The sequence below is a fragment of the Candidatus Cloacimonadota bacterium genome, from assembly GCA_011372345.1.
In the GTDB taxonomy this organism is placed as follows: domain Bacteria; phylum Cloacimonadota; class Cloacimonadia; order Cloacimonadales; family TCS61; genus DRTC01.
Genome location: DRTC01000252.1, coordinates 1 through 1,620, shown reverse-complemented (window position 1 = coordinate 1,620; position 1,620 = coordinate 1). Strand labels below are relative to the sequence as shown.

The following is a 1,620-nucleotide window of genomic DNA, read 5'->3' as shown; positions in this document are numbered from 1 at the left end:
GAATTAAATATGAAAAAGAATAAGGAAAGACAGAAATCAAATCCCTTTATTACCGGGATGATCAATATGTTCTTTGATGTGATGAAACATTTTATCAAAGATTTTGAGAACATCAGGAAAGTTAAGAAAATCGATCATGCGGCTGATAAACTTGCAGATATGAAGCACCTGTTAGTCAGGTTAGAAGATAAGATACAGGAAAACCGCCGTCAGATCGACGACCTCAAGAACCGGGTGCTCTGGGGAAATATTATTATCATTATTCTGCTGCTGATCAGTATTTTTAATGTGGTGAGATAAAACATTTGCAGGGAACAGGCATGCCAGTTCCCTGCGAATACATAAATTATAATTCTCGATCTTATGCTAAGCCAAAGGCTTATAAATCTGCGAGGGAAAGGTAAAACTTCATTTTGAAGCCGAAGCGTTGGAACGAGTATTATCACAAAGCAGGAGCTTTGTGTTACACTTCTGAAGGTTCAAACTCGATAGTATTGCTCCAATCTGAAAATCCGTTAGCATTACGGGCACGCACTTTATAAGTTCTTTTCACGGCAGGCGGATCATAATCGAATTGCGTATCAGCTCCGGCATAAAGTTCATCCCAGACTTCCAGGTCTTCCGAATATGCCAACTGGTAGCTGGTTGTATTTTCGCAGGCATTCCAGAAGATTGATAATCTGGGTGGTATGGAGTTAAAGTTCAAACCTGTCGGAATATCGGGCTGACCGCCGCCCGGCTTTGGTATGCGTGGGGCAAAACCAATCTGCACCAGGAAAGGTTCCGTATCATCCCAGGTCATTAAAGCAGTTTTAAAAAGTTCGGACAGTTTTTTGGAATCTTCCTCGAATTGCCTGTTCTGGTTATCAAAGGCTTTATCAGCTTCCGGTTTTTCTTTGAGCAGGATGCCGTGATAGGCATTGTTGCTGGCATCAAAATATCCCTGCAATTTAGTAATAAACACATCGGGCAGAACATTCGGATCACCTTCTTCAAGCATTCGTTTATGACCATCCAGCAAGTCGCGAACAGAATTCATCCTTTGTCTTCTACCTTGCGGAAATTTCCCTTCGATCCCATATACTGCCAGTTTCTGGTCATCATTTCCATACTTTTCCCGCAGCAGGTCCCGGCATCTGATACAATAATCGAAAGTCAGTTCATCAGCTTCGTGCATGGTCTGGTAGGCTTCCTTAGATTCACCATTTTCTACATTTGATAAACCAAGCAGATTTATCCATACATCATAAGCTCCAAGAGCCCAGTCGATCATCTCCGCAGAGATATTCAGGGTCGGTCCCCAAGTGTTGATATAGGTTTTCAATGCTTCCAGCCGGGCTGTTCTCAAAACAAGAAGATCGGCTGAAAAACGGTTATGTTCAAAAATTGCCATGTTTCCTCCTTTTCCGGCTTTGTTTCCGGATTCTTCACTTATTTCTTTTTGTCATTGCGAGTAATCTTATAAAGAAATTCTTGCGAAGCAATCTATGAGTCCAATCTAAAAAGGTCAAATTCAATAAAATTAGAAACCGTTAAAACGGTTAATACTTTTTCCTGTTTCATTAACCACCAACTTAAGTTGGTGGTTAATAAGAAGATAGAGGTCATTAACCGATTCAT

At 40.9% G+C, this 1,620-nt stretch carries 1 protein-coding gene; it reads right to left on the bottom strand.

The features are described from left to right. Positions 1-463: 463 nt before the first annotated feature. The gene (locus ENL20_04800; GenBank protein HHE37874.1) at positions 464-1,393 is read right to left on the bottom strand and encodes a fibronectin type III domain-containing protein; all 930 of its coding nucleotides are present in this window, start codon (positions 1,391-1,393) and stop codon (positions 464-466) included. Positions 1,394-1,620: the final 227 nt, after the last annotated feature.